This window comes from Pseudomonas sp. GM24 (genome assembly GCF_000282235.1).
Lineage (GTDB): Bacteria > Pseudomonadota > Gammaproteobacteria > Pseudomonadales > Pseudomonadaceae > Aquipseudomonas.
This window is the reverse complement of sequence record NZ_AKJR01000012.1, coordinates 7,082-31,584: the sequence shown is the minus strand read 5'-3', so window position 1 is coordinate 31,584 and position 24,503 is coordinate 7,082. Positions and strand designations below refer to the sequence as shown.

The 24,503-nt window shown below is 56.9% G+C and carries 16 protein-coding genes; 8 read left to right on the top strand and 8 right to left on the bottom strand.

Translation table 11 applies throughout. The features are described 5' to 3' along the window. Nucleotides 1–61: 61 nt before the first annotated feature. The 3 genes from PMI23_RS01065 to PMI23_RS01055 form a co-directional block, all read right to left on the bottom strand. Nucleotides 62–472: a MerR family transcriptional regulator gene (locus tag PMI23_RS01065; protein ID WP_007911590.1), complete on the bottom strand. Its 411-nt coding sequence runs from the start codon at nt 470–472 to the stop codon at nt 62–64. Nucleotides 473–672: 200 nt separating this feature from the next. Further along, nucleotides 673–1,248 (bottom strand): NAD(P)H-dependent oxidoreductase, encoded by a 576-nt coding sequence (locus PMI23_RS01060; protein ID WP_007911589.1) that lies wholly within the window; start codon nt 1,246–1,248, stop codon nt 673–675. 55 nt (nt 1,249–1,303) lie between these two features. Then, nucleotides 1,304–2,185 carry a LysR substrate-binding domain-containing protein gene (locus tag PMI23_RS01055; protein ID WP_007911587.1) on the bottom strand — a complete coding sequence of 294 codons (882 nt, stop codon included), beginning with the start codon at nt 2,183–2,185 and terminating at the stop codon, nt 1,304–1,306. Nucleotides 2,186–2,416: 231 nt separating this feature from the next. Here PMI23_RS01055 and PMI23_RS01050 point away from each other — a divergent pair, with 231 nt between their 5' ends. Next, nucleotides 2,417–3,181, top strand: coding sequence for a sulfite exporter TauE/SafE family protein (locus PMI23_RS01050; RefSeq protein WP_007911585.1), 765 nt, complete (start codon nt 2,417–2,419; stop codon nt 3,179–3,181). Here the strand turns inward: PMI23_RS01050 and PMI23_RS01045 are convergent. Beyond that, on the bottom strand, nt 3,171–3,485 hold the full coding sequence (locus PMI23_RS01045) for a putative quinol monooxygenase (RefSeq protein WP_007911576.1): 315 nt from the start codon (nt 3,483–3,485) through the stop codon (nt 3,171–3,173). The genes PMI23_RS01050 and PMI23_RS01045 overlap by 11 nt on opposite strands. A 184-nt stretch (nt 3,486–3,669) precedes the next feature. On the opposite strand from PMI23_RS01045, the gene PMI23_RS01040 reads away from it, so the two are divergent. The 3 genes from PMI23_RS01040 to PMI23_RS01030 all read left to right on the top strand — a co-directional run bounded on the left by PMI23_RS01040 (nt 3,670) and on the right by PMI23_RS01030 (nt 6,277). Beyond that, nucleotides 3,670–4,260: an NAD(P)H-dependent oxidoreductase gene (locus tag PMI23_RS01040; RefSeq protein ID WP_007911569.1), complete on the top strand. Its 591-nt coding sequence runs from the start codon at nt 3,670–3,672 to the stop codon at nt 4,258–4,260. 108 nt (nt 4,261–4,368) lie between these two features. Further along, a complete protein-coding gene (locus PMI23_RS01035; protein ID WP_007911566.1) occupies nt 4,369–5,280 on the top strand; it encodes a LysR family transcriptional regulator in 912 nt (303 codons plus the stop codon). A gap of 103 nt (nt 5,281–5,383) precedes the next feature. Then, complete coding sequence (locus PMI23_RS01030; RefSeq protein WP_007911564.1) at nt 5,384–6,277, top strand: NAD-dependent epimerase/dehydratase family protein; 894 nt, start codon at nt 5,384–5,386, stop codon at nt 6,275–6,277. A 101-nt stretch (nt 6,278–6,378) separates the two neighbouring features. Here PMI23_RS01030 and PMI23_RS01025 read toward each other — a convergent pair whose 3' ends face one another. Genes PMI23_RS01025 through PMI23_RS01010 form a run of 4 tightly spaced genes read right to left on the bottom strand, consistent with a single transcriptional unit; the run spans nt 6,379 to nt 19,766 of the window. Beyond that, nucleotides 6,379–9,234: an RHS repeat-associated core domain-containing protein gene (locus tag PMI23_RS01025; protein WP_007911562.1), complete on the bottom strand. Its 2,856-nt coding sequence runs from the start codon at nt 9,232–9,234 to the stop codon at nt 6,379–6,381. Further along, nucleotides 9,231–13,679 carry a SpvB/TcaC N-terminal domain-containing protein gene (locus tag PMI23_RS01020; protein ID WP_007911561.1) on the bottom strand — a complete coding sequence of 1,483 codons (4,449 nt, stop codon included), beginning with the start codon at nt 13,677–13,679 and terminating at the stop codon, nt 9,231–9,233. Before PMI23_RS01020 ends, PMI23_RS01025 begins: the two co-directional genes overlap by 4 nt. Beyond that, complete coding sequence (locus PMI23_RS01015; RefSeq protein WP_007911560.1) at nt 13,676–17,290, bottom strand: neuraminidase-like domain-containing protein; 3,615 nt, start codon at nt 17,288–17,290, stop codon at nt 13,676–13,678. The genes PMI23_RS01020 and PMI23_RS01015 overlap by 4 nt, the downstream gene beginning before the upstream one ends. A 10-nt stretch (nt 17,291–17,300) precedes the next feature. Continuing rightward, nucleotides 17,301–19,766: a Tc toxin subunit A gene (locus tag PMI23_RS01010; protein ID WP_007911559.1), complete on the bottom strand. Its 2,466-nt coding sequence runs from the start codon at nt 19,764–19,766 to the stop codon at nt 17,301–17,303. A gap of 415 nt (nt 19,767–20,181) precedes the next feature. On the opposite strand from PMI23_RS01010, the gene PMI23_RS01005 reads away from it, so the two are divergent. From PMI23_RS01005 to PMI23_RS00990, 4 genes are all read left to right on the top strand, one after another. Further along, on the top strand, nt 20,182–21,531 hold the full coding sequence (locus PMI23_RS01005; protein ID WP_007911557.1) for a GntP family permease: 1,350 nt from the start codon (nt 20,182–20,184) through the stop codon (nt 21,529–21,531). Between the two features lie 16 nt (nt 21,532–21,547). Beyond that, complete coding sequence (locus PMI23_RS01000) at nt 21,548–22,408, top strand: MurR/RpiR family transcriptional regulator (RefSeq protein ID WP_007911554.1); 861 nt, start codon at nt 21,548–21,550, stop codon at nt 22,406–22,408. A gap of 1 nt (nt 22,409) precedes the next feature. After that, nucleotides 22,410–23,867, top strand: a complete 1,458-nt coding sequence (locus PMI23_RS00995; RefSeq protein ID WP_007911552.1) for an N-acyl-D-amino-acid deacylase family protein — start codon at nt 22,410–22,412, stop codon at nt 23,865–23,867. Between the two features lie 118 nt (nt 23,868–23,985). Further along, nucleotides 23,986–24,354 carry a glyoxalase superfamily protein gene (locus PMI23_RS00990; protein WP_007911550.1) on the top strand — a complete coding sequence of 123 codons (369 nt, stop codon included), beginning with the start codon at nt 23,986–23,988 and terminating at the stop codon, nt 24,352–24,354. Nucleotides 24,355–24,503: the final 149 nt, after the last annotated feature.

Here is a 24,503-nt window from a genome sequence, read left to right as displayed (position 1 = left end):
CGCGCGGGCGCGCCTGCCCTGAGACGGCAGGCGAGTCTGGTCATGCGGCGCAGCAGGGTTTTCAGTTCAGTGTATTGACCGGGTTTTTTTCGCCATAACGGGCGATGCGTTCGAACTGACATTCCTGGCGGGCGTCGTTGAGGTTGTGTTCAAACGCCTCGAGGCCATCATGCAATAGCTGCAAATCGCCGATCTGGGTTACCAGTTCGGCTTTTTTTTCGGCGATGGCTCTTTGTGCCATGTCCCACGGGAATTCGTCGCCGCGGTAGTTGTTGAGGATCACCTGCAGCTCTTTGAGCTTGAAGCCCAGTTGCTGGGCGCACTTGATGAACGTCAACACTTCGACACTTTGCTGGCTGTAGATGCGGTATTTGCCTTCACGCTTGGGCTCGGGCAACAGGCCGATTTCTTCGTAATGGCGAATGCTTTTGACTGTGGTGCCCGACAGCTGGGCGGCTTTGCCGATATACATAAAGGTCCGTCTCGATGGTCAAACATAGCTAGCGCGATCAGGCGTCATGCCGGATCGGCGGCGATTATATGTCCAATACCATCTGAAAATTGCAACTGCGCGTAAATGACGTGCACAGGCGACGGACGGGCGCGTGAAGGGGAGCCCGAAGAGGCACTGACGGCGGCTTGTGCGCCGTCAGCTGAGGCGGCTGGAAAGCCTTAGACGGCGGCGGTCACGCGCGCCTGTTCCAGCCAGGCATCGCGCTGGTTTGGCTTGGAGCCGAGGATCGGCCCGAAGGTCAGCGTCTTCAGTGGCTTGATGCCGCAGAATTCCAGCGTGGTCTTGCGCATCTGATGCAGCCCGGGCATGCCATAGATCCATTTGTAGTACCAGTACGGCGTGTCCATGGTCACCAGCAAATGCGCGGTGCGGCCCTTGAGCAGCTTGTCGGGGAAGGCTTTGCCTTCGCGGTATTTGAAGGCGAAACCCGGCAGGAAAATCCGGTCGACGAAGCCTTTCAACAGTGCCGGAATCCCGCCCCACCAGATCGGATAGACGAATGTCAGGTGCTCGGCCCAGGTGATATCGGCCTGCGCTTGCAGCAGGTCCGGCTCCAGTGGCTGCACCTTGTTGTAGCCTTCGTGCAGGACCGGGTCGAACTCCAGCGCATCCAGACGCAGCAACCGCACGTCATGCCCGGCGTCTTTGGCGGCCTGAACATAGGTTTCACTCAATGCCCCGCAAAAGCTGTCGGTGGAGGGGTGACCCAGTATCACGAGCATTCGTTTGCTCATTGTGTGTACTCCTGAAATGAAGCGCACAGGATAGAGTCTGCCCCTAGCGGTAGAGTCAAGGCACCAGCGCATCAAACAAGGCCCGGGCGTAACCGGGCAGGTGGTCGAAGTCGCGTGCGCACAGTTGCAAGGTGCGATGCGCCCAGACTTCGTCCAGCGGCCGGCACGTTACCGAGTGCACCGCCGCCCAGCGCTCGATGGCCACCTTGGGCACGATGGCCAGCCCCGCACCTCGCGCCACCATGCGCATGACCCCCTCGAAGCCATCGGCGCGGATCCGGATCGACATGCGCTGGCCGATGTGCAGCGCTTGTTCCTCCAGGTGAATCGCCAGCGCGCTGTGGCTGCCAAGCGCGACATAGTCGTGCGCCAGGGTTTCACCAAACGTCAGTGACGGCCGACTCGCCAGAGCATGGTCAGGGGGCAGGATCAGTACCAATGGATCGTCGCGAAAGGGCCGGGTTTGCAGGCCATGGGTGTCGACCGCATCGGAGACGATCCCGAGGTCCGCCGCGCCTTGGCGCAGGGCGTGAGTGATACGCGCGCTGGGCAGTTCCTGCAAATCGATGTCGAGATTGGGATGATCGCGCAGGAAGTCCGCGAGTACTTCCGGCAGGTATTCGGTGATCGCGGTCGTGTTGCACAGCAAGCGCACCTGACCTTTGACGCCTTGGGCATAGTCGGCCAGATCCTGCTGCAGGCGTTCGGCTTGTTGCAGAAGGATGCGCGCATGCTGGGCGAGGGCTTTGCCGGCCGGTGTCGGCGTGACGCCACGGCGGCCGCGCTCGAGAAAATCGGTGCCGAGTGAGGCTTCCATGGCACGGATCCTGGCGCTGGCGGCGGCCAGGGATAAATGGCTGCGGGCGGCGCCAGCGGTGATGTTGCCGGTGTCGAGGATGTGCAGGTAGAGGCGCAGGTCGGTGAGGTCGAAGTGCATGATTGGCAGCCTCTGGTTTTTGTGGTGTCTGGGCTGGCCCATCGCTGGCAGGCCAGCTCCCACAGGTTTCAGTGTTGATCTCAAAATGTGCGAACAACAAAAATACTGTGGGAGCTGGCTTGCCAGCGATGGGGCCAACAACTTCAAAAAATATCAGCCTCTTGTATTGGAAGAGGCAGCCTCAGTATATGGCAGATTTTCAGCCAAACCCGACTGACGCACAGTAGCGCCATGAACACACTCACAGATTTCTACCAGCACCTCGGCCTGGCCCTGTCCATGCTGGTCATCATGACCTTCATCCTCGCCGGCCTGATCAAAGGCGTGATCGGCCTCGGCTTGCCCACCGTTGCCATGGGCTTGCTCGGTCTGGCTATGGCGCCGTCGCAGGCAGCCGCTTTGCTGATCATCCCGGCCACCCTGACCAATGTCTGGCAACTGGCATTCGGCGGGCATCTGCAAGCACTGCTCAAGCGCCTCTGGCCGATGCTGCTGATGATCTTCTTCGGCACCGCAATCGGCACGTTATCGATCGGCATGGCGGGCGGGCATTGGGTGGTGCGCGGGTTGGGCGCGGCGCTGTTGCTCTATGCGTTGAGTGGCTTGTTTCTGCCAACACTGCGCATCCAGCCGCGTCATGAAACCTGGCTCGGCCCGGCGTGCGGTTTGATCACCGGCGTCATCACCTCGGCCACCGGCGTCTTCGTGATTCCGGCGGTGCCATACCTGCAAGCGCTTGGCTTGAATCGCGATCAACTGGTGCAGGCGCTGGGCCTGTCATTCACCGTTTCGACGTTGGCATTGGCCGCTGGATTGCTCTGGCGTGGCGCGCTCGGTGGCGGCGAACTAAGCGCTTCGCTGCTGGCGCTGATCCCGGCCATTCTCGGCATGTTGCTTGGTCAATGGCTGCGCGAACGCATCAGCGCCGTGCTGTTCAAGCGGGTGTTCTTTATCGGTCTGGGCGCGCTCGGCGCCCATTTGTTGATCAGCGGTTAGCCGAGGCTTCGCTGAGCATCTCGATCTGGCGGATATCAAAATCACGCTCCAGATAATCCATGCGCCGTTCAAAAAACGCCTTCATGTGCGGCAGATTCGAATGCACATCCAGGTGCGCCTGCGACGCCCAGATCTCGTAGAAGATGAACAGCGTCGGGTCTTCCTTGTCGCGCAGCATGTGGTACTCGATGCAGCCCGGCTCGGCGCGACTTGGCTCAACGTAGGCGCGAAACAGCGCCTCGAAGGCCTCGGCTTTTTCCGGGCGGGCCTTGGCGTGCAGGATAAAACCCAAGCGTTCACTCATCACAACGACTCCTCACATTCAGAATGCCGCGGATGTTATTGCAACAATCGGCGATTGATTCGTGCTTTTTGATCAAATGAATTTTGCGCAATCAGGCCTTATTCCGCGCGAGGCGGATCGTTAATCTGCCGCCATTCCAGTTTCCCTTCTCCATCCAGCCCAATGGCTGCGCCGAGGCTTTCTCATGAAAAAAGTGCTGTTGCTCAATGGCGGTAAAAAATTTGCTCACTCCGACGGTCGCTACAACACCACCCTGCACGAGGCTGCACTGAGCGTGCTCGATCGCGGCGGTGTCGACGTCAAAACCACCTTCATCGACGAGGGCTACGACGCTGCCGAAGAGGTGGCGAAATTTCTCTGGGCCGACGTGATCATTTATCAGATGCCAGGCTGGTGGATGGGCGCACCCTGGACGGTGAAAAAGTACCTCGACGAAGTCTTCACCGAAGGCCACGGCAGCCTCTACGCCAGCGATGGCCGCACCCGTTCCGACGCCTCGCAGAAGTACGGCAGCGGTGGTCTGATTCAGGGCAAGCAATACATGCTGTCGCTGACCTGGAATGCACCGCAGCAAGCGTTCGATGACCCGACTGACTTCTTTGAAGCCAAAGGCGTGGATGCGGTGTACTTCCCGTTTCACAAGGCCAATGAATTTTTGGGCATGACCGGGTTGCCGACCTTTTTGTGTGTGGACGTGATGAAGCGGCCGAACATTGAGGCTGATGTGGCGCGTTATGAGCAGCATTTGACCGAGGTGTTTGCTCTCAAGGCCTGAATGGTTTCGGGCTACTATCGGTGGTAACAGCAAAAGATCGCAGCCTGCGGCAGCTCCTACAGCGCGTTGCAGTCATCTGCGATCTTGGCGATTTCAAAGAGGACACCCGTGAAAGCCAGATCCGATGAGTTGCAGATTTTCGTCTGCGTGATCGAATGCGGTTCGATTTCCGCCGCCGCCGAGCAGGTCGGGCAGACGCCGTCGGCGGTCAGTCGCACGTTGTCGAAGCTGGAAGCCAAGCTCGATACCACGCTGATCAACCGCACCACGCGGCGCATGGACCTGACCGAGGAGGGCAAGTATTTCTTCGAACAGGCCAAGTTGATTCTCGATCAGATGGAGCAACTCGAAGAACGTTTGTCATCACGTCAGCAAACCCCGTCCGGACGCTTGCGGATCAATGCCGCATCACCGTTCATGCTCCACGCGGTGGTCCCGTACATCGACGAATTCCGCCGCCTCTATCCGGACATCCAGCTCGAACTCAACAGCAACGACCTGATCATTGACCTGCTGGAACAAAGCACCGACGTCGCCATCCGCATCGGCACTCTCGCTGACTCGACGCTGCACGCGCGCGCGCTCGGTTGCAGTCCGCTGCTGATTGTCGCCAGCCCGGCCTATCTGGAGAAGCACGGCGCGCCGCTGCAAGTGGCGGACTTGAGCGAACACACCTTGCTCGGCTTTACCCAGAACGAAGGCCTTAATCAATGGCCGCTGCGCTATGTGCACGGCGATCGCTGGCCGATCACCCCGGCGATCAGCGCTTCCAGCGGCGAGACCGTGCGCCACCTGGCGCTGGAGGGGCAAGGCATCGCCTGTCTGTCGCACTTCATGACCATCGACGACATCCGTGCCGGGCGCCTGAAAGTCCTGCTCGGCGAATTCAACAGCGGCTATCGCCAGCCGATCAACGCCGTGTACTACCGTAACTCGCAACTGGCGTTGCGCATTCAATGCTTCCTCGACTTTATCCAGAGCAAACTCGCCGCCTACGCCAGCGCCGATTTCAAGGGTTGATTCGTGACCTCTGCGCAAGAGTGAATTGGGCTAGGGCGGGTTTTTCCCTCGGACCCACGGGCAGATACTCGTCCCATCACTTACTCACGCAGGGAGTTAATTCATGAACGTATTCGTCACCGGCGCTGCCGGATTTATCGGCGGTTCGATCGCTACCGGTCTGGTTCAGGCCGGGCATCAAGTCACCGGACTGGTGCGCAGCGCCGAGCAGGCTGCTGAGTTGAAAGCGCTTGGCATCACCCCGGTCATCGGCACTCTTGATGACAAAGCACTGCTCGTCGAACAGGCCCGCGCTGCGGATGCGGTGATCAACGCCGCCAGCAGCGACCATCGCGGTGCGGTCGAAGCGCTGCTCGATGCCTTGCGCGGTTCCAACAAAGTATTCCTGCACACCAGCGGTTCGAGCATCGTCGGCGATGCCTCGGGCGGCAAGTCCAGCGATGTCATCTACTTTGAGGACAACCTGCCAGAACCGACCGTCGACAAGGCCGCACGTGTGGCCATCGACAACCTGATCCTTGCAGCAGCGAAAGACGGCGTGAACTCCGCCGTCATCTGCAACACGCTGATCTACGGCCATAGCCTGGGCGTCAACCGCGACAGCGTGCAGTTGCCGCGACTACTCAAGCAAGCACGCAAAAGTGACGTGGTGCGCCATGTCGGCACAGGCCAGAACATCTGGTCCAACGTGCACATCGAAGACGTCGTCGCCCTGTATCTGCTGGCGCTGACCAAGAACGTTCCGGGTACTTTCTACTTCGTTGAAAGCGGTGAAGCATCGTTCATCGACATGACCACCGCCATGGCCGAAGCGCTGAACCTCGGTCAACCAAAAGACTGGCCGTTGAAAGACGCTGAAGCCGAATGGGGCTACGAAATGGCCAACTATGGCCTCGGCTCCAACAGCCGCGTACGCGGCAAACACGCCCGCGAACTGCTGGGCTGGGTGCCGAAGCGTACGTCGGTGGTGGAATGGATTCGTAAAGAGATGGTATGAGCGGCTCCTCTGACGCTGTAAGTCGTATCGGGCAGAGTAATCTGCCCGATGCTGCTCAGACGCCTGCGCCATGGTATGAACCGGTACAGGACGCTCAGGCATTAACCAGATATAAGCCTTCGGCGAGAGCCCTCGGCATGGCGCCCTAACGGCAGGATGCCGGTAGCAACAGTGACCGTGTCAGGGATGATGCCAGTGCAGTTGCCACAGGCAGGGAAGGCCTGATTGAGTCCAGGTTTAGTCAGTTTGTGTACAAAAACGACGGTGTCCGACAACGCATTCCTGAAGCCTATCGAATCGAACTTACCTTTATCATCGAGAGGCAATTTATTGGCAATGTCGTTGATGGTCTGCACGTCAGCATGCAAGCCGGCAACGCCTGCGCGGATCGGAAATTCGGAATGTGCCCGAACATGATTCATGATCAGTTTCATTGTTTCGGGATGCAGAAATACCCCGTTGCGTCTGTATTCTTCACGCAGGCCCTTCTTGAATCGTCTTCTCGACGCCACGGTATACGTACCCAAATCACCCGGGGGCAGAAAGTCACTGTCTATCCTGTCTTCCTTCTTCTTCTTGGCGCCTTCCATAGTTGGAACTTGAAATTCCCGGTATCTTTCTGTCGGGTACGAGTTAATGCCTAGAAAGACATCTTTTCCCGCTGGGCTGCCTTGAAAGTTATGGAAGGTGGTCATCTCTGAAGAACCGCTGCGCATGACGTAACTGGCATGTGCGATGTACTGTTTCAGAGTTTTTCCGCTGGGCGGGCCAGGGTCAGACTCGGACCGCTTTTGCGCTTTTCTCCTGGGTTTGCCTTTAGCCTTGGGCTCGGGCATGGCATTTTCGGCTGGCGTGCCGGTCAGCCACCGGGTTTTTGTCGAGAACCTGCCGTAGGAAGTGTTCGGTTGATCTATCAAATGAGCGAAAGGGGCTCTTGCAATCGCGCTGGCTGGAATGTCCAGATGGTTCAACGATTCGTACTTCTGCAAGCCGCCCTGATCGCTATATCTGATCGGGTTGTTGCCCACCATGCAAAACAGGTTCAAGCCATCGACGGTTCCGGCTGGGTCCGCGCTGATCCAGCGTTGCAACCAAGGGGCGTAGTAGCGGTGTCCGTAGTAATACAGGCCGCTGCTGTCGCGTTCCTTGCCCGAGTGGCGCACCGTTGTGTATTGCGCCTCGATTGCTGACCGCGCGGCGCTCCAGGCCGTGCCTCCAAAAGGGTAGTACGCTTCCTGGCTGATCAGATTTGCGTCGTCATCAAGTTCCAGCATGCAAGATCCACAGGGTTCGTCCAGGCTATAGCGCAGTTGCTGGCGGGAGCCCATGGCTGCAGGTTTGCCCTCAGTCCAGTGCAGATAACGGATGTTGCATCGACCGGCCTGCAGAGTAATGACTTCCAGACGCTGCTTGTTCTGCGAACGCAATTCCAGTCCCGGCAGATAAACCACCTCATCGCGATGGGTGAGCGTCCCGCCGTGAAACGTGCGGGATTTGCGCACCCGCTGACCGCTGCCATCATAGGTGTAGCGTTCCTCGTCATTGGCGCCGTTGGCACGGCTGACCAGTGTCACGCCAGCCAATTGGTTCAAGGCATTCCATTGCAGCGGCTGACCGGGCTGCAAGGTCAGCAGATTTCCATGGACATCCCAGCCCATGGCCGTGTCGGCGGCCGGATCGCTCTGGTTCCAGGCAACAAGACGATTGCTGTCTTCGGCAATGTGCAGGTTTCTCGTGTATTGATTGCCATCGCGAACATGGCGCAAGGTCGTCAGATTGCCGCCCGTGTCGTAAGAAAATTGCTGGGTGTAGTTGAACAACTCTCCGACCGCAATGGTCATGCTGGCAGCGGGCACCAGTTTCGGCTGGGTGATTGCTGCCTGTGCCTCGCGGCCGGTAGCGCTGGTCAATTGGTAAAGGCTGTCATACGTGAAGCGGCTGACGGCCTGTACCTGTTGATTGTTCGCGAAGCTGGCGGGCTGGGCCTTGTCGGCAATGGACAAGACGTTGCCCACTGCGTCGAAGACATACTGCAAATCCTGCAGGACCCGGCCAGCCTTCGAGGCACTCAGCTTACAGAGACGACCGCTGGCCATATCGTACTTCGCGCGGTTGATCACGCCGTTTGCGGCCCGTTGGGACTGGATCTGCCCAAACGCGTTGTACTCGATGTCGCTGATGATCACGCGTTCGGCGGGCTGGTCGGCGATCTTCAGGTGCAGCGTTTTGAGCTGCCCGGCGACATTGAAGCTGTAGCGTTGGGTGTGGCCTTTCGCATCGGTTTGTTCGAGCATCGTACCGCTGCTGTCGTACTGCCAATGTGTGGTATGGCGTCGATCCTCAAGCAGGGCGTCACGTTTTTCGACGGTGTCTGGCCAGTCGGGCAATTGTGCAGCGATTAACAGTTGCCGTGTCTGGTCGGACGGTTCTCCACACAGCGCATAGGCATTGCTCGACAACGTGCCCGCACTGTCATCGTGACGCACCAGTCGGGCGCAGCAATTGCGCTGTGCCGAGTCGACAGAGCTGTCGCCATAGGTAAAGCGTTCGGCAACGCGCATGGCTTGACCGGGCGATTGTTCATCGACCCTCACCGGGCGTAACTGGCGATCATATTCCATGTTCCAGAGGTTGCCGCGTTGATCCCAACGCCTGCCAGGCTGGCCGGTGGCCTGAGCCAGTGACAGGCTCCATCCGGAATCGACACAAACCACGCCCAATGGCGTGCCGGCCAGCGAGTAGGACATCGTGCGATTAGGCACGAGTTTTCGTGCGTCCTGTCTGGCATCCCACTGCTCGATCAGGTGTCCGGCAGTGTCGTAGGTATGCCGCGTGACCCTGGGGGTTGCGGGTACCTCCGATTCACTGCTGCGGTAATAAGCGATGTGGCGCACCATCAGTCCACGGCTGTCGATGACGCTGACGTCAGGTGTCTTGTTGTGCAGGCGGGCGCTCATGCTTGCACTCCTTTCGAGGTGGCGGACATGACTTCTTCAAGGGTGTCGTTCTCGTCTTCCATGACTGAATACCAAGGGTGATAACGGTGGCGACGCAGGTATGAAATCGCGCCCTGTTTTGCCAGAAATGTTTCGGTCGGTCTGCCCAGTGCGTCGTAATGCTGGAGGTCGTAATGGTCCAGTGTGCGCATCGACGTGTCCTTGACGTAGTAGTGACGATCGGCGAAGTACGGTCGATAGATGCGGATTGGCAGGCCCTTGTTGTTGTATTCCTGCCTGCCGGTGACGCACCAGCGTGTGGTGGTGGCGCTTTCGTGCGCGACGTCGTTAACGAGGACGAGTCTGTTGTCGTCGCCGACGAGGTATGCCAGTCCCGGATCGACCTTTTGTTTGCTTTGCAACTCCCGCCCGAAGCCATCAAGGCAGCTCAGGGAAATATGGATCTGCTGCTGATCGTCGGGATAACGGTCCGCACTCAACAAGGCTGTGTGCACGGGCTCGCGATGTGCCTGCTGAATCAGTGCTGCAAGTTGTTGCGCATCACCGCTCAGCCGAGCGCCACTGGCGGCAAGTTCGCGGGCGCGTGTGCAGATGTGGCCGTCGGGTAACAGAAGACCTTGTGCTACGCAGCGCTTCAGCCATTCGATATCGCGCCGTGCGTTTTCTTTAATGCGGCCCATCCAGCTGAACACATCGTAGGCGGCGACACTTGCAGCTTTCTGCAGTGCGCCCTGCGGATCGGCAATTGCGCTCGACGGTGTGAGCGAGTCCGGTCGTCGGTAGCTGCTCAGCCTGGCGAATCCGACCGGTCGGCCCTGCTCGGTTCCATGCACACTGCTGGCCAGTACCTGACCGAAAGGGTTCATCAGCACTTCATTGATGTTGCCATTGGCGTCGGTGATTTGCGTTGGTGCCATGACACGGTAATCGTATCTGGCCTGGGTGGTGCAGCCATCCTCCTGACGAATGGCGAGCACACAGCAGTGATACGCATCATGCTCTACGGTCACCCGACCCTGGAGTGCGGTGGCTTGCAGGGACTCAGGTTTATGGAAGCCTTTTCCTGAGGCCACGGTCACGAAGCCGTTCTTGACCGACCAGAACGTGTTTTGCGCCCCGGCGGGCGCGAGCCAGTCGCTCATGCGCTCATAGCCAAAACGGCTCAGCAACGCGTCGTCTGGCCGAAGATCGGGCGCCAGGGTATCGAAGGCACGCAGGGCTGATTGATCAAATTCAGCTGTTTCGACGTAGGCGCCAATGCCGGCGAATTCAGCCACGCCGTCGGGCAATACCAGGCCGCTCCGGGCGTTTTGATAGCGTTGTACGGACAATCCGGTCAACACTCCCGTCTTCGCAACGCCAGAGTCGACAAGCCATTTCGCGAACTTTTCGTAATTGATGTCACTTGGGTTCAACCCATCGACTGCCGTTGACTTACCTGCTTCGTATGCCTGGCTGCGCTGGCGCCATGGCAGGCCGAGACGCCAGCCCTGATCATCGCTGAGATGAATGTATTCGGCACAGTGCTCACTGATGTAGAAGCGCTGTTGCGCCGGGTCATGGGCGTCTTTCCACCAGTCGCTTTCATGGACTTGATCGAAGGGGGCGGTGTCACTGGCGGTCAGGCGTCGCGCGTAATGGATCTGGAAACTCTGCTCTACGGCACCGAACCGGTCCCGGCGGGCATTGATCGTGTGCAGGCATTGCGGATCTGCAACGAAGCCGTCGTAGTTGTAATTAATCGATTCGAGTTCCAGAGGCAGTACACGGACGTGGTCTCGCGCAACCTGTTGTGGTGTCAGCAGGCGCACGTGATAACGGTGTTCTTCAACCTGCAGCAGCTTGCGCAATTTCGACCCTGCGCCGAGATCAAAGACCTCGCGCCGCAACAGGCGCCCGCACAGGGCCCTGGCAATCGCCCGGCGGGTGGCTTCATCGGTCGCTTCGACGGCGAGGTCTTTTGCGTCCTGATACCGACTCACATAGACATTGCCCAAGGGGCGCGCGTGTTTGTCGGATATGTCGTAGCCGCGGCGAGATGGCTCGCTTGGCTGGCCGGTATGAAACCACTGGCGGGTTCTGCTCGGCGGCATGAGGTCGGCACTGGACAAGCGTTCGCTGCTGCTTTCGATCAGCAGCCCAAATCCGCGCAGTTGCCGCTCCTTGCTGTCGTAGTAGCCCTGGCGATAGTTGAAGCGTTGAGTCAGCTGATTTTCAGTGATTTCATCCCGTTGCGTCTGACTCCTGACCAGATGCAAGGCAAAGGGCAAGTGGCAGGTCAGGTCGACCTTTTTCCCCTTCAGGCGCTCGGTTTTTTCGTCCAGCCATTCCTGCGCGGAACTGCGGTAAACAATGCTCGTGGACTGCCCCATGTTGTTGTTTGAGGTGGTCAGCAGGTAGGGCTTGTGCGGGACGAAGTCATAGCGCCAGTGATGTGGGGAGTTTCGGGGCGCATGGAGCACCAGGCTGGAGCAGCCCAGACCACGGGTGTCGACCAGATCGACACGGCACAGATCGTCGAAGCGCCAAGTCTCGGGCCAGGTCAACGTCACTGCTGAATCGAAGCCGTGGCCGGCGCGATTGACGAAAATCATCGCGTGTTCAGCTGTCAGGTAAATCAGGTCTGCGGCGCCCGAACCGTCCAGATCCGCAAGACGAATGCGCGAAGCGTCGAAAGTTTCGCGCGCTAGACCGGGCCAGGTTAAAACCCGGCCCGTGCCAAAACGCCCGCGACCAAGGTTCGGCCACACCTTGATTTCATCGTGACGGATGCGCACCAGATGCTGCTGGCCGCTGCCAAGCAGATCGCTGAACGCGACCAGCTCCTGCTTCGAGTCGCTGAAAATCGGAAGGTTATCTTCGTCATCGGAGCGGGCGACTTCATGTGCAGCGCTGAACCCGTCACTCCTCTGGTTGGCGTACAGCCGGACGCTGCGTGGCCCGATCATTGCCAGATCGGCCAAGCCTTCGCCCATCAGATCGGCCTGAAGGGCCTTGTTGTTGAAGAAGTCCAGAGGAAACGCATTGAAAGCGTTGAAGTCGGTCCACGACCGATTCGGCGACATGGAGAAAAAACCGCTCATGGCCGGTTGCGCAATGACCCAGTCCAGACGCCCGTCGCCGGTCAGGTCGGACAGCGATTGCCGGGATGCATTGTTCAGCGTTGGCAGGGCGGGCAGAAGCTGCCCTTCGCCGTACACGACGTGGTCGGTGTTCGGCTTGCCGCGTAACGGCTCACGGTAACGCCAGTGGTCTTGGTGTCGGTAGAGCAACCCTGGCAAGCCTTCGCCATACAGGTCGACCCACTCCATGCGGTGGCTCTCGACCGTGGGCATCTGGCTGAAGGATGTCCAGGCAGAGGCCGATGGTTGCAAATTGAATTCGCTGTAGCTGAATTCAACAGGCGGATGGCTTTCGGGCTCGGGCGCCGCGTCGAATGCCTGCTGATGAGCGGCTGACAGCAAATGGTAACCCGCCTCGGTTTGCTGATAGTCGAGCAGCAGGCGCCTGACTAGCTGCGGGTCGTCTCCCAGTTCGGTGGGGAACCAATGGAACATCAGAATCTGCCGGCACAAGCGCTTCGTGCGCAACTCAAACCCGTAAGCGTAATTGAGAACTTCATCTTCGCGATGGACTGCATTGCCAGCGACATATCCGGGTTTTTGCGAGTACCCGGTATCGCGTCCGCCGTAGTCCAATACCAGTTCAAAATGCCAGCGCACGGACTCCAGGCGCTTCGGATGCCACAGATACAGGTGTTGCTGAGATTTTTCGTTGCCGTAGCAGACACGGCTCAGATAACGCTGTGCCGTCGCTTTACCAGCAGCAACGTCGGCCTGATATTCATAGTAGATGTGCTCGCCTGAAGCGTTGACGCTTTCTTGCAGCAGCCATTCGCCGACGCGCTGTAGATCCGCAGGGTCGGCCCGTCGTGCAATGGCCTGGCGGCCGAACAGGTGAAGGGTGCCATCGGCGGCATGAACCAGCCAGAAACCGGCGGGGTCATCGTCGGTAGACCAGTGTTCAATCCGGTCGAAAGCGCTTTCCACTCGAGCCAGATAGCGCGTTACCGTGTAGCTTTTTTTCAGATCAAGATTATTGTACTTGTCGTGTCGGCTCGACTGCGCCGGATACCACTCGACGCCGTCCGGGCCGGCAACTTCGTCTTCGCTGGTGTAAGTGGGCGCCCCTTTGCCGGTCACGCGGGTCACTGCCGGTGTCGGCAGATTCCATCCGATGCCGAACACGCCGTTGCCTGCCGAGCTCGAATAACCCAGGGTCATGGCCGGGTCAAACCCGCGCCCCGTCGAGATCGGCAACGCCAACTGGAAACTGGAAGCGCCGGTCGGTCCTACAGGCCCCCAGCCTTTACCCACGCTTTGAATGGCACCACCACCCTTGGGCAGCGCCGGAATATTGATGGAAACGGACTCAGGGCGACTCATTGCTGGCCTCCCGTCGACCTGGCCGTGTAGCTGATGTGAACAAGCACGTCAGTCAGCGAGTCGATGAAAGTCGTTCGCTCTTGTTGATTGGAAAGGCACAGACTCCAACTGGAAATGGCGCCGGTGAATTCGAATGGCAGGTAGCGCTCGTCGTTGAAATTAAGAGTGAACAGGCCGTTATCGTCAACGCCGGTCGACAGCGCGATCATTTCGTTGACCCGTTGGTTTTTCAGGGCTGGCGAGTCCGGTGCGGATGTCAGCTGGACTTCGCTGGAGAGCTGCATCAGGGTCGCCCGAACGTTTTCATACGGCGCGAGAACTGCCGGGAAGGAAACGCTGATGGTTTTGATCCGGCGCAGATAGTGCTTTTTGTAATCCTGCTCGAACAGTTTTTTTGTAAAGGCGAAATTGCACTTGCCTGTGGATTTGAAATCACTCAGGACTTTGCTCCAGTCCTCATTGCTGGCGGCTTTGAGCTGACGCAACGATACCGTTTTGCGAATCTCCAGTTCCCTGCAATTGCGCTGCAAGTAGTCTGCATGCATTTTCATCAAGGCCAGCTTTAGCGGCTCCCCGGCTCCAAGCCCACGCCGGGAATTTTGCCACGTGCCATGCGGCAGGAAGACTGTGCTGAAATCGGCGATCTCGTACTGCCAGGCTGCCTCGGCGGCCTTGCACAGTACCAGGGTCATGTCGTAAGCCTGACTGTAGATAGGGGCGAGTTGAGTGCCAAGCCACTGATACAACTGTGCCTGGGAGAAGCGCGTGCTGAGGAAGTCGTAGTTGCTCTTGGCCTGGGACAAAGCTGTTTGCGCCTGACGCATCAATAGCTCTGTGGCTTTCTGCTGTTCCTCCAGCGATTTCAACTGGGCGTCGATCTGGGTCAGCTCCAGTGCGGCTTGATCACGCGCAAGTGTCCATTCTTCACGGCGCCGGGTGAATTGTGCCGTACGATCCAGGTGGCTGGCGGCCGTTCGGTCAGCGGCCGCTCCCCCTTGGGCGATGGCGCTCAAGGCATGCAATGCGCCCTCCCAACGCATGCCGCCATTGGCCAGGCCGAAAGTGTTCGGCGCCAGCATCAGGGCACCGGCACCGGCCTGGGAGGCTAAAGCCAGTTGTTCGGCTACACCGCTGCGCAAGTACAACTGACTGGCATTGGTCTCCTCGGCACTGAGGTCCTGTTTGAGCAACGTTTCAAAATGCTCAAACCGCTGCTGCACGATCGCTTTGCCCACCTGCAACGCTTTGAGATTCTGCTGTTCGCCGCGCAATGCCTGTGTCTGTAAGTCAACCGCCAGCGATGCCTGCGCCCAGGCCTGCTGTTGCTGCACTTCCTGAAATTGCGATTGTTCCTGACGCTCGATCAGTGAGAGGAGCGTAAAGCCGAACTGAATCAGACTGTCAACGGCGCTCAACGCCTGTCCATGCATCACATTGAAGCGGTAATGCGGGATTTGCGTCGAGGCAAGGGCCGAAGGCGTGCCGCTCTGGCCACCGGAGTTGGCTGTCAGCAACAGCGTGCGTGGGTCTTGAGGCGATTCGAACAAGCGAACGGACTGGCGTTTACCGGCGATGTCCAGACCATGCCTCAAGTTATACAGGCGACTGTCCACCTGATCCCAACGCTTGAGTAAATCCGGATGGAATGGAATACGCAGATGTTTGATCGCCGGGAGCTGCAGTTGTACCGGGTTTTTTTGCCTGTTCAGATGCAGCGGGACGTTGCCATCCTTCTTGATGAGCTCCTGTTCAAGCTGTTTCATCTCCGTCAGGTCATCGTTTGCCAGTGTCTCAAGTGTGATCGGCTCCCAGAGGTCTTTCCGCCCGTTGATCACCGGGCGATTGCCAAGCAGATGACGCGCTTGCAGATAGAGCGACTTCGCCTGGTTAAGACTCTCGGTTGTCAGGCGGCGATAAGCCTCGTCAGCGCGATTGAGCAGAATGTCGATATAGAGAAAAAACACCGCCTTGCGAAAATGCACGCGATGGCTGAGCGCAATCTGATGCGGGTCGTAGGGGTTTTTATGCGCATAGGAAGGCTCTTCGACAGGATTCAGGGGTTCTGATTTCCAGAGTTGTTGCTGGCCATTGTTATCCTGGCCCCAAGGGTCGAAGAGGTAACTGACCCATTTTATCGCTTCTTCGTAACGGTGCTCGGCATTCAAGCGACTCGCGAGCAGCCATGGGACGTACAAAAACAGTTCTGTGAAGTACTGTCCGTAAGCGCCATGAAAATCCAGCGCCTTATCCCTCGTGTGGGCTGAACCTGGCGCGGACAGTTCGGATGTCGGTGAGTCGAGGTTGAACAGTTCGTCCAGACTGTTTTCCGCGCGGCGAATCATTTCGGCGGCAAAACCGGTGTCGAGACTGATCATGTTCTCATGGGATAGAGTCGTTTCATCCGGTTGAACGGTACGTTTTAATAGTTGCGATGAGTCTTCATCAACGATATCCCAGTAAGTGTTTTCATTGTTTTTCGTCATTACGCGTCGAGGGTTAACGGCCTCTAAAAGGGCCTTCAATTTCTCTGTTTGTGCTTTGGTAAAGGTACTTCTATCCGCTGCTTTAACAAAAAAATTCTTATCGATATGGCCAGTCAGGCTAACGTCACCCAGTGACAGGCCTATTGCGATCTGATTATCTTGTTCATAAGCGTAGATCGAGACACGTTTATTAAAATCCTCGGTTTTTGTGTTCGGGTAACCTTGGAAAAAGCCCTCGAGACATGTTTTTGGCAGGCTCCAGGTGCCGTCGATTTTACGCCACGCATAAATAAGTTTAAGTTGTGGGTTGCTTTGTCCTCTTGTGTTTTTATCCGTAAGCTGGTCAGGATGCTGATGGTGACTCTCTGCCCAGAATACATATAGTCGATTGTTGAACCAAACGGGCCGAATGGTGTGTTGAATGGAATTTTGTGAAATCGGAACATCTGCTTTTTCCCATTGACTCCAGGCTAGAGGATCAGGGCGCTTGAGTTTCTCGGCTCCCTTAGCGGTGAGCCTCACTGGCCGCTGCGACATATCGAGCGAGCGCCAATAATAGCGATCAGCTGAGCGCGATTTGGCCAGCACATAATGAACACCGTTGTCGACGTCATCACCATCGATATAACCATTGAGGATACTCAGGTTCGCCACTTCTTCAAACCGGGTCAGATAACCCAGTATTGCTTTTTGCGCGGTCGCTGAGTCGATCCGTCCCTGTGTCAAATCGTTTTCCAGTTGGCAAAAGTTTTCGCTTTTATCGACCCGCAATGCTGGATCAAGATAAAGCGAAGGGAAATACATCAGTTGCTGGTGGGCTGCCCAAGTCGGGTAATGACTCAAAACATTGTGCCAGTAAGAGCGCTGCTCCTCGCTCTTTGAATAACCGGACGAACCGCGAGTAAAAATCAGTTCGATGTGATGTTGAAGGCTGGAGATGGCAAAGCTGACCGGCGTCGCCGAAACATCGTTGCTGATGAGTGCATCGAGCAAACAGTGATCGTAAAGCGCTTCGGCAGTCTTGACTTCCGTTTTGGGGTTTGCAGACACTTCGAGGTGGAGATAATAAGCTACCTGGGCATCGCGCAGCGCCTCTTCCAACTGCTTTTGAATTTCTATGTTGTTCATGTTTATTCCCTTAAACATTTGCATTGTGGAGAAGTTCGGCAGCGACGGTACGCCATTCATTCATTGAGCTTTCGCTGTTCAACTTCAAGATGTCACGCAGTTTTTTCAACGAAAGCCCCGTGTTTTTGGATAATTCAAGGTGGCGGATGATCCAGTCCAGTTGCTGCATGTTTTCAACTTTCTCCGTGGGTAACTCCTTGGTCAGAGTGGTCAGGGATTGCTCGGTAACAAGAAAATTTACCAACGCGTCGTTGGCTGTTTTTGAATCATTGGTGCGGGAAAGTTTTAGTAAGCCGAGAAGCTCGTGACTCGCGCCTGGATCGTGCCGGCTGTAATTGGCGAAGCGTTCGAGACAATAGAGGTCTTGCAGTTTAAATTCGCTTCCCCAGTCCGATTTGATTAGTTTGTGATCGCTCAGCAAGTTGAGCAATATTTCGCTGCTTATGTTTAATGCCTGGCAGATTTCAGCGGCGGCCAGTGACTCGCGTAATAGCAGGGATTTTCCTTTCTTGATTTCCGCACATATTTTTTGCTCGGTGGTATTGGCCATTTTCATGACGCACGGAACGTATTGCACCGAAAGCCCTGCGACGTCCTGCAGCAACTGGTGCACAGCAAGGGCCTGTTCTTTTTCAGCGGTGGTATCTCGCATGGCACTTATCGCAGCGACATGCACGGGAAGTGTTTCACGAGCAGAAGGCAAGTGGCGTTTGAGCATGCGCAACAGTTGTGCGACTGTAAGGCCGGCTGATCGTAACCAAGTCATCACCCCGTCCAATGCCATCAACAGATGGAGGATGTCGGGTTCGCATTTGCTGCTCAATTCTCCTGATACCAGCAATCGCTCGAATGCTTTGCCCCCCAGTAAATTGACTAGCTCCGTGCATTCAAGGGGGGATAAACCAAACAGCCGCGCTATGCGTGCCTGACGATAAAGAGATGAAGCGGTCTGTAAGTTTTGATGCAGGCTTTTCAAGTGGGTTGTGGCCAATTTTATGCACAAGTCGCGCGACTCTTGCGTAATTTGAAGATCCATACCGTCGGCAAGGCGGATGGCAGATATTTCAGGGAGTCCTCCTTCTTGTTTAAATAAATTGGCTGCCGGGAGATCGCGGTGGAAAACACGATCAAACAAAGAAGCCCGGCCGTTGACCGACTGGGTGGGTAAGCGGTACAGAAGGGCTGCGAATTCCTCTGCCTCAATCCCATAATGTTGATTGAGATATTGATAAACACCCACGGCGCGCAGCGTGGACCTGGGAATAAATGTGTCACTGCCATCGCTGTAAATTGCACTGTAGACCAGAGTGTCGAGTTCCCCCGGTGAAATGTTGCTCCACCTGTGCAAACGTATCATGCGCTGGACACGATCAAGGGCAGTAAACATATGTGCGTCTGGATTTTCGTAAGTCAGCGAAATGATTTTTTCTTCGCTGTCGGGTGCTTTGTCCACTACAAGGTGCTTATCGCTTGATGGGTATGATCTGGAAATTTGAAGATCAATGAATTGTTTGATTTCCGACGGCGAGCAATGGGTTTGGGAGGCAAACAGGTTAAGGTCGTAGCGACCTTCGTTTATCATCGATCTATCTACAACGCTGTGTATAGCACCTGTCTCCGTGTCTGTTGGACTGCTATATTCCGCGAGCTTGGCCGTCAGGATTTTGATTTGCCTTTCGCTCAGATTCGACATCTTTATCTGAGCTTTACAAAGCAGTTCCACGTTTACCTTGTCAGAGTCCTGAAAAAACATATTTGGCAATTGCAATTTATAGTCAAGAATGCCCAATCCAAGGTTCTTCGCAGCGAGCGCTACTACACATTGTCGATGAGGGTGATGGTAGGGGAAGAAAAGAGGTTTAGACTGTATGGACATTATCTCCTGAGACGTCTTGTCGTTGTCGTGCTTTGGGTGATTTTTTATTTTATCGCCCAGCACCCTGTTGACGAGTTGCAATGCCGGGAGTGGTTCAAAAACACTGGAAGCATCTATCTGTTGAGTGGCAATATCTGGACGAATCGCGCTTATTCTGCGCGCGTATTTTTCTTCCGAATCAAGCTGGCCCGAAAAAATGTACAGGGCGCGCAGATAAGCTGCTGGCGAGTCGATAGCATTTAAATCGTTTTGGGCGCAAAAACTATTCCAATTTTCTTCAAATAGTTTTTCATAAGTTGGCGCAACGCCATTTAGAGCGCGCTTATCGCGTTTTTTATCTGTCTTGTGAAGCTGGCGCTCCATTTGCTCCCGTGTTATTTGCCGGGCAAGACTGCTGGCGTAGTCGTGAGCTATTTCGGCATTTAGCTTTCTACCGGGGGTTTCTTGTATTTGCTTGTATTGGTCTCTGGACAGTTGAGCCACGCTGAGAGTGGATTCCATAGCTATGTCATGTATTTCAAAAGTCTGAGGGGTTGCAGTTTTTGCAGTGCCTGCAGTGGCAGTAAGTATTTTGAGTTTGTTAAGTTTTATGTCGCTCATTGTTTGGCTTTCCGGTTAATATTGTTTCTTTCGGGCAATGAACATAACTTACTGCGGGGAGTTCTAATTGTAGGAATTTTCTCTATTGCAGGTAAGGCGAAAAAATTTGAACTAAGTAGTTGGTAGGTAAACTTCTGAAAGGATTATTCTGCTTCGGCTTTATTGTTCTTTGCCTGGTTTTTGCTGGTTGTTTGTTTCCAGACATGCATTGGAATCGTCTGCTTGATTTTTTATAAAAGGTTTCGCTGACGAAAATATCAGGGTGTGATTTTCATTAATCACGACAAAACATACTCATTAGCGACACGACTTACCTCTCCACGAAAATTACTTTCATGGAATTTGAAATCTCGATCTCGAAATGATTTATGAGTTTCAAAACCCATTCGAACGTGACCCTTTCGAGGAGTACCGCATGACACCTTCCTTCGGCTATTGGCTGCTGGTCTATGCTGCCGTCGCCATCATTGCGCTGATCGTGTTGATTGCCCGTTACCGGCTCAACCCGTTCATCGTCATCACCCTGATTTCCATTGGTCTTGCGCTGGTCGCGGGGATGCCGCCGTCGGGTGTGGTGGGGGCGTATGAGGCCGGGGTGGGCAAGACGCTGGGGCATATTGCGCTAGTGGTCGCGCTGGGGACGATGCTCGGCAAGATGATGGCCGAGTCCGGCGGCGCCGAGCAGATGGCGCGTACGCTGATTGACAAGTTCGGCGAGAAGAACGCGCATTGGGCGATGGTCTGCATCGCCTTTCTGGTCGGGCTGCCGCTGTTTTTCGAAGTCGGTTTTGTGTTGCTGGTGCCGATTGCGTTCACCGTGGCGCGGCGCGTTGGCGTGTCGATTCTGATGGTCGGTTTGCCGATGGTCGCCGGCCTGTCGGTGGTGCATGCGCTGGTGCCGCCGCACCCGGCGGCGATGTTGGCAGTGCAGGCTTATCAGGCGTCGGTCGGGCAAACCTTGCTGTATGCGATTGCCATCGGCATTCCGACCGCGATCATTGCCGGGCCGCTGTACGCCAAATTCATCGTGCCGCGCATTCAATTGCCGGCGGATAACCCGCTGGAAAAACAATTCCTCGACCGCGAACCGCGCGACAAACTGCCGGGTTTTGGCATCACCATGGCGACCATACTGTTGCCCGTGGTGTTGATGTTGATCGGCGGCTGGGCCAACCTGATTTCCACGCCGGGCAGCAGCTTCAACCAGTTCCTGTTGTTCATCGGCAACTCGGTGATTGCCTTGCTGCTGGCGACCTTGTTGAGTTTCTGGACGTTGGGTATCGCCCAGGGTTTCAACCGCGAATCGATCCTCAAGTTCACCAACGAATGTCTGGCGCCGACTGCCAGCATCACTTTGCTGGTCGGTGCCGGTGGTGGCTTGAACCGCATTCTGGTCGATGCTGGCGTGACCGATCAGATCGTCGGCCTCGCTCATGAATTCCACCTGTCACCGCTGATCATGGGCTGGCTGTTCGCCGCATTGATGCGCATCGCTACAGGCTCCGCGACCGTGGCCATGACCACTGCGTCTGGCGTGGTCGCGCCGGTGGCCATTGGTCTGGGATATCCACACCCTGAGTTGTTGGTGCTGGCGACCGGCGCTGGCTCGGTTATCTTTTCCCACGTCAATGACGGCGGCTTCTGGTTGATCAAGGAATACTTCAACATGACGGTCGCGCAGACGTTCAAGACCTGGACCGTACTCGAGACGCTGATCTCGGTAGTCGCGTTCGGCCTGACCGTCGGCCTTTCTTACCTGCTGTAACCGGAGCCCGCCGTCCATGGACATCCTCTACCAGATCCGCGCACGTCAGGATTCCTTCAGCGCCGGCGAAGGTCGCATCGCCCGGCTGATGCTCGACGACGTCGGTTTTGCCGCCAGCGCCAGCCTCGAAGACCTCGCACAGCGCGCCGAAGTCAGCACCGCTACGTTGTCGCGTTTTGCCCGCACCGTCGGCTGTCGCGATCTGCGCGATCTGCGCCTGCAACTGGCTCAGGCCAGCGGCGTCGGCAGCCGTTTTCTCGACCCGGCGGGGACGCCTGAACAGTCGGCGTTCTATGGGCAGATTGTCGGCGACATCGAAACCACGCTGCGCCAGCATCTGGCCGGATTTGACGAATCACGCTTCGCCGATGCGGTGAAGATACTCGGTCAGGCGCGGATGATTCACGCCTTCGGCATGGGCGGTTGCTCGACCCTGTGCAGCGACGAATTGCAGGTACGCCTGGTGCGCCTCGGCTACCCGATTGCGGTGTGTCACGACGCGGTGATGATGCGCGTCACCGCCGCCAGCCTGAACGCCGAACAGGTGCTCATCGTTTGTTCGCTGACCGGCATCACCCCGGAATTGCTCGAGACTGTCGAGCTGGCGCGCAACTACGGCGCGCGCATTCTGGCGATCACCCGCGCCGACTCGCCGCTGGCGCAACTGGCCGACATTGTCCTGCCGTTGCAAGGCGCAGAAACCTCGTTCATCTACAAACCGACGGCGGCGCGCTACGGCATGCTGCTCGCCATCGATGTGCTCGCGACCGAGCTGGCACTGGCCAATCCTGAAGACAATCAAGAGCGTCTGCGGCGGATCAAACTCGCCCTCGACGAATACCGTGGCGGCGACGATCACCTGCCGCTGGGAGACTGACATGCTGTACGACACCTTGATTCGCAACGCCCTGATCATCGATGGCAGCAACGTGCCCGGCTACCACGCGGACGTGGCGATTCGCGATGGCCGCATCGAGCGTATCGGCGACTTGCACGATGCCACTGCGACCGAGGAAATCGACGCGGCCGGGCGCGTGCTGGCGCCGGGTTTCATCGATGTACACACCCACGACGACACTGTGGTCATTCGCCAACCCGAGATGCTGCCCAAGCTCAGCCAGGGCGTGACCACGGTGATTGTCGGCAACTGCGGGATCAGCGCTTCGCCCGTGACATTGAAGGGCAATCCGCCGGACCCGATGAACCTGCTCGGCACGGCGGCGGCATTCGTTTATCCACGCTTCAGCGACTACCGCGCGGCGGTCGAAGCGGCCAATACCACTCTGAACGTGGCGGCACTGATCGGCCATACGGCGCTGCGCAGCAATCATCTCGATGACTTGTTCCGCACCGCGACGCCAGAAGAAATCGCTGCGATGCGTGAGCAGTTACGCGAAAGCCTTGAGCACGGTGCGTTGGGTTTATCCACAGGTCTGGCGTACGCCAGCGCCTACAACGCTTCCACCGATGAAGTGATGCAACTGACCGAAGAGCTGACGGCATTCGGCGCGGTGTACACCACGCATTTACGCAGCGAATTTGCCCCGGTTCTTGAGGCGATGGACGAGGCGTTTCGGATCGGTCGACATGCGAAATCGCCAGTGATCATTTCCCACCTCAAATGTGCCGGCGTTGGTAACTGGGGGCGCAGTCCGCAACTGCTCGCGTCATTGGAAGAGGCCGCCAAAACTCATCCGGTCGGCTGCGATTGTTATCCGTACGCGGCGAGTTCATCGACACTGGATTTGAAGCAGGTCACCGATGCGCATCGCATCACAATCACCTGGTCGACGCCGCACCCGGAAGTCAGCGGCCGAGACCTGATCGACATCGCTGCCGAATGGAATCTGCCGTTGCTTGATGCCGCGAAACGCCTGCAACCGGCGGGTGCGGTGTATTACGGGATGGACGAGGCGGATGTACGAAGAATCCTCGCTCATCCGTTGTCGATGGTCGGGTCTGACGGACTGCCGGAAGACCCGTTCCCGCATCCGCGCCTGTGGGGTGCTTTCCCACGGGTTCTCGGACATTTCAGTCGTGATATCGGGCTGTTTCCGCTGCACACCGCCGTACACAAGATGACCGGTCTGTCGGCGGCGCGATTTGGTTTGAAGGAACGCGGTGAGATTCGTGAAGGGTATTGGGCGGATCTGGTGTTGTTCGATCCGGCGACGGTGCGTGATGTCGCGGATTTCAATGAGCCGCAACGGGCCGCGCAGGGCATCGACGGCGTTTGGATCAACGGTGTTTTGAGTTATCGCAACGGACAGGCGAATGGTCGCAGGGAAGGGCGGTTTCTCGCTCGCCACGGTGATCTGCGCGACAACTTTCACTGAGGTTTCGCGGACTGCGTCACAGTGGTGGCACATTGCGACTAAAGAAAGCCATCAACAGGCCGAATTGCTGATATCCACCCCGTCTACACTGTGGGGCCAATCAGTCAGGGAGCACCCCATGAGCTTCGGCAAAACCACCCCGATCCTGCGGATCTTCGATGAAGCCAAAGCTGTCGAGTTTTACGTCGATTTTCTGGGTTTCAAGATCGACTGGCAGCATCGTTTCGAGGCGAATTTTCCGTTGTATCTGCAGGTGTCGCGTGGGGAGTGTGTGTTGCATTTGTCCGAGCATCATGGCGATGCGTGCCCGGGTTCGGCGCTGCGGATCGAGACGGATGAGCTGGAGGCGTTTCAGCAGCAGTTGGTGGCCAAGGATTACAAGTTTTCGCACCCGGGCATTCAGGCGATGCCGTGGGGGAGTCAGGACATGACGATCGTTGATCCGTTTGGTAATCGGCTGGTGTTTACCAACGCGATCTGTCTCTGAACTGAACAGCCCCTCACCCTAGCCCTCTCCCGGAGGGAGAGGGGACCGATCCGGGGATGCTTGAGAGATACACCGACCTGAACCTGCTCGGTCGAATCCATAATCGACTCGGTCATTCAGGTCGATGTATAGCGCCAGACACCTCGGTC

Bases quoted from the DNA above. Each gene is read 5' to 3' on its own strand.
- PMI23_RS01025 (WP_007911562.1), bottom strand. From the start codon at position 9,234: ATGAGCGCCCGCCTGCACAACAAGACACCTGACGTCAGCGTCATCGAC.
- PMI23_RS01020 (WP_007911561.1), bottom strand. From the start codon at position 13,679: ATGAGTCGCCCTGAGTCCGTTTCCATCAATATTCCGGCGCTGCCCAAG.
- PMI23_RS01045 (WP_007911576.1), bottom strand. From the start codon at position 3,485: ATGAGTGAACGCTTGGGTTTTATCCTGCACGCCAAGGCCCGCCCGGAA.
- PMI23_RS01050 (WP_007911585.1), top strand. From the start codon at position 2,417: ATGAACACACTCACAGATTTCTACCAGCACCTCGGCCTGGCCCTGTCC.
- PMI23_RS01005 (WP_007911557.1), top strand. From the start codon at position 20,182: ATGACACCTTCCTTCGGCTATTGGCTGCTGGTCTATGCTGCCGTCGCC.
- PMI23_RS01065 (WP_007911590.1), bottom strand. From the start codon at position 472: ATGTATATCGGCAAAGCCGCCCAGCTGTCGGGCACCACAGTCAAAAGC.
- PMI23_RS01060 (WP_007911589.1), bottom strand. From the start codon at position 1,248: ATGAGCAAACGAATGCTCGTGATACTGGGTCACCCCTCCACCGACAGC.
- PMI23_RS00990 (WP_007911550.1), top strand. From the start codon at position 23,986: ATGAGCTTCGGCAAAACCACCCCGATCCTGCGGATCTTCGATGAAGCC.
- PMI23_RS01010 (WP_007911559.1), bottom strand. From the start codon at position 19,766: ATGAGCGACATAAAACTTAACAAACTCAAAATACTTACTGCCACTGCA.
- PMI23_RS01055 (WP_007911587.1), bottom strand. From the start codon at position 2,185: ATGCACTTCGACCTCACCGACCTGCGCCTCTACCTGCACATCCTCGAC.
- PMI23_RS01040 (WP_007911569.1), top strand. From the start codon at position 3,670: ATGAAAAAAGTGCTGTTGCTCAATGGCGGTAAAAAATTTGCTCACTCC.
- PMI23_RS01030 (WP_007911564.1), top strand. From the start codon at position 5,384: ATGAACGTATTCGTCACCGGCGCTGCCGGATTTATCGGCGGTTCGATC.
- PMI23_RS01000 (WP_007911554.1), top strand. From the start codon at position 21,548: ATGGACATCCTCTACCAGATCCGCGCACGTCAGGATTCCTTCAGCGCC.
- PMI23_RS01015 (WP_007911560.1), bottom strand. From the start codon at position 17,290: ATGAACAACATAGAAATTCAAAAGCAGTTGGAAGAGGCGCTGCGCGAT.
- PMI23_RS00995 (WP_007911552.1), top strand. From the start codon at position 22,410: ATGCTGTACGACACCTTGATTCGCAACGCCCTGATCATCGATGGCAGC.